12 protein-coding genes are annotated in these 9207 nt (G+C 55.5%); all 12 read right to left on the bottom strand.

Going from position 1 to position 9207, the window contains the following annotated elements:
* Positions 1–192 (bottom strand): hypothetical protein (locus C8029_RS21390; protein ID WP_226946425.1); only part of this gene is annotated, 192 nt, incomplete at its 3' end.
* Between the two features lie 58 nt (positions 193–250).
* On the bottom strand, positions 251–703 hold the full coding sequence (locus tag C8029_RS21385) for a hypothetical protein (protein WP_152003705.1): 453 nt from the start codon (positions 701–703) through the stop codon (positions 251–253).
* Positions 704–715: 12 nt separating this feature from the next.
* Positions 716–1930 carry a phage major capsid protein gene (locus C8029_RS21380; protein ID WP_152003704.1) on the bottom strand — a complete coding sequence of 405 codons (1215 nt, stop codon included), beginning with the start codon at positions 1928–1930 and terminating at the stop codon, positions 716–718.
* A 5-nt stretch (positions 1931–1935) separates the two neighbouring features.
* Positions 1936–2589 carry an HK97 family phage prohead protease gene (locus C8029_RS21375; protein ID WP_152003703.1) on the bottom strand — a complete coding sequence of 218 codons (654 nt, stop codon included), beginning with the start codon at positions 2587–2589 and terminating at the stop codon, positions 1936–1938.
* Positions 2564–3802 (bottom strand): phage portal protein, encoded by a 1239-nt coding sequence (locus C8029_RS21370; RefSeq protein ID WP_152003702.1) that lies wholly within the window; start codon positions 3800–3802, stop codon positions 2564–2566. The genes C8029_RS21375 and C8029_RS21370 overlap by 26 nt, the downstream gene beginning before the upstream one ends.
* Positions 3802–5511, bottom strand: a complete 1710-nt coding sequence (locus C8029_RS21365) for a terminase large subunit domain-containing protein (protein ID WP_152003701.1) — start codon at positions 5509–5511, stop codon at positions 3802–3804. The genes C8029_RS21370 and C8029_RS21365 overlap by 1 nt, the downstream gene beginning before the upstream one ends.
* Before the next feature lie 30 nt (positions 5512–5541).
* Positions 5542–5979, bottom strand: coding sequence for a hypothetical protein (locus C8029_RS22170; RefSeq protein ID WP_193217711.1), 438 nt, complete (start codon positions 5977–5979; stop codon positions 5542–5544).
* A gap of 70 nt (positions 5980–6049) precedes the next feature.
* Positions 6050–6268: an HNH endonuclease gene (locus tag C8029_RS22610; protein ID WP_226946428.1), complete on the bottom strand. Its 219-nt coding sequence runs from the start codon at positions 6266–6268 to the stop codon at positions 6050–6052.
* Positions 6269–6584: 316 nt separating this feature from the next.
* Positions 6585–7346 (bottom strand): hypothetical protein, encoded by a 762-nt coding sequence (locus tag C8029_RS21350; protein ID WP_152003699.1) that lies wholly within the window; start codon positions 7344–7346, stop codon positions 6585–6587.
* On the bottom strand, positions 7346–7930 hold the full coding sequence (locus C8029_RS21345; RefSeq protein ID WP_152003698.1) for a hypothetical protein: 585 nt from the start codon (positions 7928–7930) through the stop codon (positions 7346–7348). Before C8029_RS21345 ends, C8029_RS21350 begins: the two co-directional genes overlap by 1 nt.
* A 224-nt stretch (positions 7931–8154) precedes the next feature.
* Complete coding sequence (locus C8029_RS21340) at positions 8155–8808, bottom strand: hypothetical protein (RefSeq protein ID WP_152003697.1); 654 nt, start codon at positions 8806–8808, stop codon at positions 8155–8157.
* The gene (locus C8029_RS21335; RefSeq protein WP_193217710.1) at positions 8805–9206 is read right to left on the bottom strand and encodes a hypothetical protein; all 402 of its coding nucleotides are present in this window, start codon (positions 9204–9206) and stop codon (positions 8805–8807) included. Before C8029_RS21335 ends, C8029_RS21340 begins: the two co-directional genes overlap by 4 nt.
* Position 9207: the final 1 nt, after the last annotated feature.

Raw genomic sequence — 9207 nt, 5'->3', positions numbered from 1 at the left:
TTCCTCTTCGGCCAGACGCGCGGCTTCCGCCTCAGCCACTTTCGCAGCATCTGTTTCGAGTGTCGTAGAGATAACGCCAGCATGGCGAGCATCGTCGATCAGATCACTCGGGCAGTCATCGCCCGCAAAATACTGTACCGGATAGACATTGCCCGGTGGAACTGCAAGCCAGTCGCAAGTGAATTTTTTCATGGTTTTGTCTCCGGTCAGCATGGGATGGGGGCGGAAGTCCGCCCCACACCGATGATGATCAGGTGGCCGAAATATTCGCGGCTGTCGCAGATACGACCGGTGCATAGCGCGGCCCCTGCAAAATCCACGCGCCGGATACGGCAGCGTCCGTACCCGTGGTGCCAGTGATAACAGCTCGGACATATTTCTTTGTGCCGATGTAGCCGACGCTGCCAACTGGAATGGTGTCAGATGCATCGTCGGTGACGGCAAGCGCGGCCTCGGTGCCGATAAGGTCAGTATCGGCAACAGCCGTGAAGTCCGCATCTGCCGTGGTGTCACTCTCTTGGATTTCGACCGAGAAACCAGCGGCAGTACCAGCGTCCGTCACAGTGCCGGTGAAGTAGGCAAGCGTGACATGCTGAAAGTTGGACACATCGACGATGTTACCAACCGAGGCTGTGGTGCCGCTCAGCGTTGCGCTGATCGCCACGGCAATGGTCGTCAACGACCGGATATCAGATTTCCGCATTGGATAACCTCCTTACGCGAACTTGATGAGCTTGATGGCGTCGAAGTCGGTGACACCGCCGCCGACACGTTTGGTGACATAGAAAAGAACATGCGGCTTTGCAGTGAAGGGGTCACGAAGAACCGTCATGCTCGTTCCTTCAACGATGGTGTATCCCGCCGCAAAATCACCAACAGCGATCGAGAGAGAGTTGGCCGCGACAGTCGGCATATCGTCGGCGACATAGGCCTGTCGGCCCATGATGGTGCGTACCAGCGTTCCATCACCATTCAAAATTTCGCGCATCAGATACGTGCCGTCGCCGTCCTTCATCACGGCAACATCGGCCATTGTGGCATTTTTCATCATCCAAGACGCATTGGACTGATAAGCGCCCTGCAGATCATAGAAGGTTTTCACCAAAACGTCTGCGGGGGCCGTGGCATCGAACGCACCACTTGTCCCAGTGCCACGATATTGCAGCGACTCCGCTGCCCGAGTGGCATCATCCGTGGTCGCGGTTGAGTAGGTCAGGAAGCCCTTAGGCTTGTCGATGCCACTGCCAGCCACAAACGCTGTCGCCTCGGCGCGACCGAAACGATCTTCGACGCGCGCCTGCAACCAACCTTCAAGGTCAAACCCGACGTCATCGAGCATCCGCTGCGACACCTTAGGCATGGCCGAAAGTTCATGTGCGGTGATCGAGATGCGGTTGATAGTCGGCGTATCGGTTTCGTTACGGGTCGATTTCTCGCCGGCCCATTCATAACCAGCATCGCCGCGCTCAGTCAGAACATTATAGCTCATGCCCTCAAGCGTCACAACAGATGCCACCTGACGCACCGGAGACGACCGGCGAAGGCGGGCCTGAATTCCTTCGCGCAGTTGGTCAGGAATCAAAAAACCACCGCTGTCACCAGTCGTGGTGGACATGGCCTTAAGTTCGTCAGCCTCGATGCCCTTGCGCATATAATCGCCAAAAGCTTTCGATTCCTGCGTCTTGTCTTTGCCAGCGGCATTCGGACGGTTAAGCTTGGTTTCGATCTCGTCGAGACGGGATTTCAGCGCAATCTGCGCTGCATCCTGCTCCGAGATTTTTCCCGCCAGATCGGCCTTGATGTTGTCCATTGTGGCCTTATCGAGATAGTCGGCACTCTTGCCTTCCAGCTCTTCTGCTTTCTGCTTTGCCGCGTGCGCGACCTGTTGCGTCGCTTCGAAGAGCGACTTCACTTCATCAATGTCAGCCATGAGGCTTACTCCTTGGTGATGTTAAGTTTTTGGCGCATCATTTGCGCCAGATCATCCAAGCCCGTGCCAGCCTCACGCATGGCCCCGATCTTGTTCGCCGCCGCCGCTGATGCGGCCTTGGCTTCGGTATTGGTGAACCCTGCCTCGCGCAGGGATTCCTCCATCCACCGTTTCAGAAGGGCGCTGTTGCCCGTCTTGAATTCCTCAAATGCATCGGCGGCCTTGAATCCATCGACGCGCGCAAGTTCTTGCATTGGGAAGGTAACCAGAGACACCTCCCAAAGCTCGGCTTTCTTGATCAGGCGCGCCTTCCCAGTACGTCCAGCGTCAACCGTTCGATATCCAATCGAAAGGCCATCAACGGCCGTAGCCTTTACCTCTTCGAAAGCCTCTCTTCCGCGATCTGTGGTGAGCAACATATGCCCCTTGACGCGCAGACCGCGCCCATCCTCAGCAACTTCATCCCAGACGCCTATCACCTGATCAGGGTCATGCTGCTTGAGCATCTTTACCCGACGTCCTGACACAAGTGACGCCGCAAAAGCCCCCGGAGCGATTATGTCTCCGCCTTGGTCGATCGCGTCAAAAATTGCGCCATAGCCCTCGATTAGGCCTTCTCCGCTTGCCTTGATATCAAGCGACAGGTGCTTGTGTTCCACTCGCGCTACCCTCCTGTGCCGGCGTTTTATTCATAGATCCGCGCGACAGCGTGTCAGCAAGTGGATCGTCGATTGGATTCATACCAAGTTCGGCGCGAACTTCATTTTGCGTCATCCACGCCGGGGCACCACCTGATCCAAGCGCCTTGGCATGGTTCTCAGCTTGGTCCTTGAAGTCGCCTCGCATCATGTTGCGCTCATCCAGATCGACCAGAAGACCCGGTGCATGGTCTAGAATATCGCGCGCGCAGGCCTGCTCGAACCGCTCCATCCAAGGCCCGAGGGTATGTATGACGTGGTTGCGGAACATCTGCTCCGCACTGGCAAATGTCGCCGCCTTGTCACTTTGCATCATCATGATCGGCATGACCCGCATCGCCCGGCCGATTTCCTCGATCTGAAACCGCCGCGAATCCATCGTCTCAGCATCAACGCCGCTCATGGTCATGGGCTGAAACTTCGCGTCCCCGTCCAAAATGGCTATCCCACCATCTCCGTCTGGGCCAAACTTAGCTTGCCATGTCTCGCGCAACTTTTCGGCAGTTTCCGGCGCGAGCTTCTGCACGAAGCTCAGAACACCAGAGGGCTTCCCGCCTGCGCCAGCGAGTTTTGCCTGTTGCTTTTCCAGTGCCTTGGAAAGGCCGATCGCCTCTCGCGCCTGCCGAACAGCCGGAAGTCCCTGATACCCGTCAAGCGACGGACCGCGTAGGTAAAGAACTTGTGATGCATCAAAATACCCGTGCGTCTTGTCGGCATAATCGACACGGATGCGCAGCGAAAAATCGCGCAGTTGCTCCACCGACCATGACCCTGGCGGAACCGGAAGCAACTCACGCACCTCTCCACCGATTTCGTTCTTGATCGCGATGGCAGAACCAGCCAATGCGGCGCAAAAAACCATGCCTTCGCGGAATTCGTAACTCGTTTGCCAGCCATTCGGATGCACTGCCAAGAGCCGATGCGCCCAATGGTCACGTGAGACGCGGCGGCGCTCAAGGTCAGTCGCTTGGTCAATTTCGACCGACATGACGCGCACTGGCATTTGCGCAATACCCTCTGCGATCACTCGCGCGGCACAGAACACGGCTGGAACGTCGAGAGACGACTGCACTGAAACCGAAGCACCGGAATATGTGCCCCAACCGATCCACCCAGCTACGCGCGCAAGCTGGTCTAGTGTCACGGTGACACCCTTTTTGCGCAGTCCGAACATCAGAGAACCATCATTTCTTTGGTATCCAAATAAGAGCCTATGTTGACAGCAACAGGATCGCGCAGCATCAACATGAAGGCGTTGAGTGTTGCCATAAGCGGGTCAATCTTTGCTTTTCCCGCGACTTCTTTAGTGATCCGCACTGCCGACCCTTTGATTTCAGGCTTGGCATTTCCAACGGTCCAGGACATTAAATCCTGATCACCATGCAAAAACGTTTTCTGTTTCAGCATGCGTTCAAGACCCCATATCGCAGGCGATAGCCGCCAATCCTGACCGACAATCACAAGCTGCTCATAGGTGATGCCCTTGCCGAACATCTGAAACTGGATTGCGGCGCTGTTCGTCGTATCCACGCCGATTGCGCCTTGCTCTGGCAACAGCCCTGCGGCCAACAAGCGCGCGGCAGTTTCTGCAACCCGACTGACATCACCGGATGTGTCGTCATCGGATAGGGCGATCAAGTCGCCATCCTCGGCAAATTTGCGCAAACGCGGCACGATTTCTTCGCGCAGCTCAAACACCTCTGGGTGGGCAAACGCCCGCGCCCAATGCAGCCATTTACCTGTCTCGCGACAGCGACCAATCACAGCCTCCGCAAAGAGATCGTCCAATCCGCCGCCGTCGATCCCCTGCACAGCAACGTCACTTCGTTCGATCAACTCATCAAGTGTCAGGCCAACCTCGACACAATCCTCCCAATACTGGGCACCAAGCCAACCCGCCGACAGGCCAACACCAATTTCGATATTCAGGTGCTGACTCGCCCAAATTTGTTCGGCGTGCTTTGTCACGCGACCGTTGTTGTCATAGTCATCTTTGAGCGCTTGCGGATCAATTGACAGTCCAAGGTTTGGCAAGACCAATGGCCAGTTTCTTTGATCGCGCCAAAACTCTTGTTTGCGCTGTAATTCCAAAGGAAACTCATAAAGCATCGGCAACATGATCGGAGATGGTCCAGCACGGCCATCTCGTATTTTTCTGGCCTTATCCAACTCCGTGCGCCAAACGCCCGCCGGGCTTTCATCGCTTTGAGTAGTAATCATCAACAGCTTGCCACGCTGTTTGGTGATCCCACCGCCTCGGATTTGCTGCATGACAGCCGCAGCGCGTGGCAGTTTTCCGAGTTCGTGGACCTCATCAATGATCGTCAAAACCGGAATTTCTCCGGTGACGATATTCGTGCCAAATGTCTTTACGGCTAGGCTTGTGTTTGTCTTGCGTCGCGTGATCTCGCTGTCTGAGTCACTGACGTGGAAAATCTTCTTAAGCGTCTCATCCATATCGATCATGCCACGAGCTTGATCAAAGCAGCGGCCTGAAATCGCTTGCGACGGACCAACAAGCATCATCTTGCGGTTTTGCGTTTCTTCCATGTAGAGGGCCGTAAGCCCCAAACCAGCACCATAGGTGGTCTTCGAATTCTTCTTGGGAACCAAACAAAGGAGTTCCCATACAATCGGCTGAAATGTTTCTGGATCTTCACTCGCCAAAAATGCCACGAGGATATCACGAAACCAATCACCACAAGCATCAGCCAGGTAAGGCGCACCTGCAACGTCAGGCAAACGTAGGCGATTGAAAAAGGTTACAACTTTTTGCGCCTTAGCTTCATTGACTGGCACATCAGCAATTGGCGGCAACCCAGCTTGAAGTTTTTCCCACCAGTCAGGGCATGCAAAGCGCGCAAGCGCCTCACTGTTTGACATGAGTGGATGCCTCACGTTCCAACTCAAGCATCAACTCTGCCTCTGCATCATGAGCTTGCGCACGAACCATTGCTTTTTTCCCAAGACCATCAGCGGCCTGTGCTTGGCAGGTCTTGACACCAAACTCCTCTCAGCTTGCATTTCGTCATTTCGATCAAGCATCTGTTGGAACACGCGAGCCGCACCAATAACCCCATTCAGAGCAGACTCGGACATGACCATAATCCGCTCAGCCTCAAGCCGATCCCGCATCATCTCACGCTCAGACAGTTCGGCTCTAAAATACCGCTTCAAAGTCGCCAATGAGCAATCAATAGCATTTGAGACACGCTCATTGCTCCACCCCAAAGCCAGTAACAGTTTGACTTTGTTGCGATTTCTTTCCGTTACCTCAAAAGTGGGTCGGCCACGTTTCCCTTTTCCTTGACGGACAGGGTTGCCAAATAGGTCAGAAACTTCATCGCCCATAAAAAAAATCCCCAGATGAGAGTGAGTACCGGTCTAGGGCTGAGGCCACCCCAGAGATTAGACCCCCCCCCTACCCTTTGCCCGACCTCCGGGCCGCCGCCTCCTCGCGTTGCTTGACCGTGTCGTGGCAGGTCTTGCACAAACACTGCAGGTTCGATTCATCCCAAAACAAATCGAGATCACCCCGATGCGGCCTGATGTGGTCCGCGACCAACAGTGATGTGTCAGACCTCAACACGCCACAAATCCGGCACGTAAACAGATCGCGCGTCAGCACCGCAAACCTCATCCTCTGCCACCGCGCCGTGCCATACAGCTTGCGCAATGGATTGGCCTGCGCCCGTGTCCTGTCATGCTCACGCGCGCCACTCGACAAATACCCGACCTGAGAGGGCAGCCTGTGCGTACCGTCACGCAAACGCGTCAAACGACCCATGCCAACCTCCATCAATGTCTAGATACTTGTGACCAACCCCGACCGACCGCCACCGCGTGACAACCCAAAGTTGGATACGAAAAAGCGCCCAAACCTTTCGGCGGGCGCATTTCTCGATTATTCATAAATTCGTACTGCCAGCGTGGTTAAGCGTCAATACCCTTTTTTCTCACCCAAACCCCTGCATCCTATCCAGCGCCCCGCGCAGCGCCTCCCTGATACCATTCCGACGCGCCTTGTCGTTTGGCTCCCAATGGTACTTGGACAAGACCCCACTGACCGTCAAACCATCCAAACAGACGCTGTCAACAACCATGCGATCGGTGATGATCCGATACCGCCTATCCGCACCACTCGAAGCGCGCGCCCTCTTGACGCTGACCGCAACCCCTCGCCCAATCCTCGCCCGCATCCGCTCCAACCTATTGGCCTGCTCCAACCTCAGATCAAGCACATCAAGATCACCACCGCCGCCACCAATCCGCCCATCAAACGAACTGCACTTGACCGTACCGCCAGACTGCGCCTCAACCAAAGCCGCATAGAGACGCCCAATGGACACCTGACCCGCCGTAAATGGTGGATCATAAACCGCCGCATCATCCTTGGCCTTGCGCTGATCATAGGCCTTGATCGCCGCCGCCTCCATCGCGTCGAACCCATCGCCAACACGCAAACCCTTGCGGCCCGCATAGCCCGCATCCCTGACCCTCAACGACGATCCGGGCACCATCTCCAATACCGTAAATGTCCTGACCAATCCCCGCGCCGGCGCATGTGGTATGTCTGGACCACACACATCAGGCACCGTGCCGCTCTCCATCACCCGCGCGATCCGAACGGCCTCATCCTGCATCCCCTGCAATGCCCGCTCCATCGACGCAACGCCGTCAGGACCGACGATGATCACCCTGTCCTTATCCGTCACCATCACTGCGCCGCCTCCACCCTGCCCAAAGCCGCGATCTTCTCGCACTTTGCGATCTCGCTCACCCTGTGCTGATAAAATGTCATGTCGGATTGTGTCACCTGAACACCATCCCGCATTTGGCGCTCGATGACCTGCATCCGTCTGATCTTGTCGCTCGCCTCATCGCGAATGATCTTGATCGAATACGACTTCGGCCACTGCCGCTTGTCGCGAAGGTATTTGAGCAACTCCGGTGCCCACCCCTCACGGATCGCCTGATCCGCAAAAGGCTCGGCAAAGACCCTGCGGATCAAGGGTGACCCGCTGTCATCCGGCTTTTGATATTTGTAAGCCCAATCCAAAACCCCGTTTGCAATCGGAAACCGATCCCGATCCTTGCCACCCGGCTTACTCGCCGCCTCTTCCTCAAGCGCCGCCAAATTGGCATCGCTCATATACGCCAGCCGCGCGCACAAATCGCCCAACATGTCGTCAAACTGCGCCTTGGTCAAACTCCCCGGCTTGGCCAATCCGCGCCGCAACAAAGGATCAATCAAAACCGACCTGACGCGCTTCTCTCCAATTGCTTGCTCTGCACTGTCCATCACTCGCTCCTTTTCTCAGCCAATCCGACCGATCCACACAATGAACCCCTTGGTTCTTTTTTCCCTCACTCGACGTAAAGAATGGTTTTTTGTTTTGTTTTGTAATGTGTTGTCCTATAGGGCAATTTCACCAACAGGCCTGAAATCAACTGAAATCTAACTGAAATATTTCAGTAGTATTTCAGCAACATTTCACTTCATTTCACTTTGATTTCAGCAGCATTTCACCTTCCACCACTGCGCGGAAATTTGGCAATCTCCCCAGAATATCCAAGCACTTCGACCATTGCCGCCTTGACATTGTCAGATGTGATATAGAGGTCAGAATGTTCGAAATACTCAGCCAAAGCCGTGATCGCTTGCGGATTTGATATGATCGCCTCTCCAACCTTCATTTCCGCCAATTTGGCCTTGATGCGTGATTTCTTGACCGCAAGTTTTGCCGCCTCTCGCGCGCCATCCCGGCCACGCTTGCGCTTGTACATCTCCTCGACAATGCCTTGGATCAAACCCGGATGACCCAGACGCTCCTCCATGCGGCCCGTGACCATGTCCTCAACATGCACCGTCACCCATCCATGCATGACTCTGCCCTTGACGACACACCAGTCATCCAAACTCGAATATCGCGCCAAACTGGCCAACTCGATATCGCTGCTTGGCAATGTGCCACCCGGATCTTGCCGCATGGCCTCAGACCAAAGGATAAGCGCGGTGCCGATCACCTCACGCTGTTTTTCCATAAGAGCCGTCGAAAGGAACTTTGATCCAAGAAACTTGTGACCATAGAACGGCCACCAATCGTGGTTCGACAGCGTCTCACCAACCCTGAGCGGCCAGACGATAAAATCAGAGGTGCAATCGTCGTTTGCACTCATGACGTCTCCCCCGCCAACCGCTCAAACTCTCCCTCAGGAAAACGCAGATTGACCAGATCGCGCACATCGCGCATCGCGCGCTGTAGGCCCGGATCGCCGCGCCATCCTATGTCAGGGTCAAGCACAACAAACCCCGGCCATGTGCGGGTCTGATAATCTGCACGCTTTGCGACGACAAACCACACGATGGCAGTGCCGTAATACAACCTGCCCACCTGCACTGCGCAGGGCTGCACCAAGCGCGCGCACAAATCACGCGCCACCCGGACAGACGCCCGATCCGGCACCACATAGGCCACATGATGACCCTTAAGCGCCACCCGCGCACATTGCGCCAAACGGGTCTCCCGAAGCCCCCGCGTCACCACGCAGTTCTGGCCTGTCCCATGCATCATCATA

It is taken from the genome of Roseobacter sp. TSBP12 (genome assembly GCF_009129705.1).
GTDB classification, from domain to species: Bacteria; Pseudomonadota; Alphaproteobacteria; order Rhodobacterales; family Rhodobacteraceae; genus Celeribacter; species Celeribacter baekdonensis_A.
This window is presented reverse-complemented; position numbering and strand designations above follow the sequence as displayed.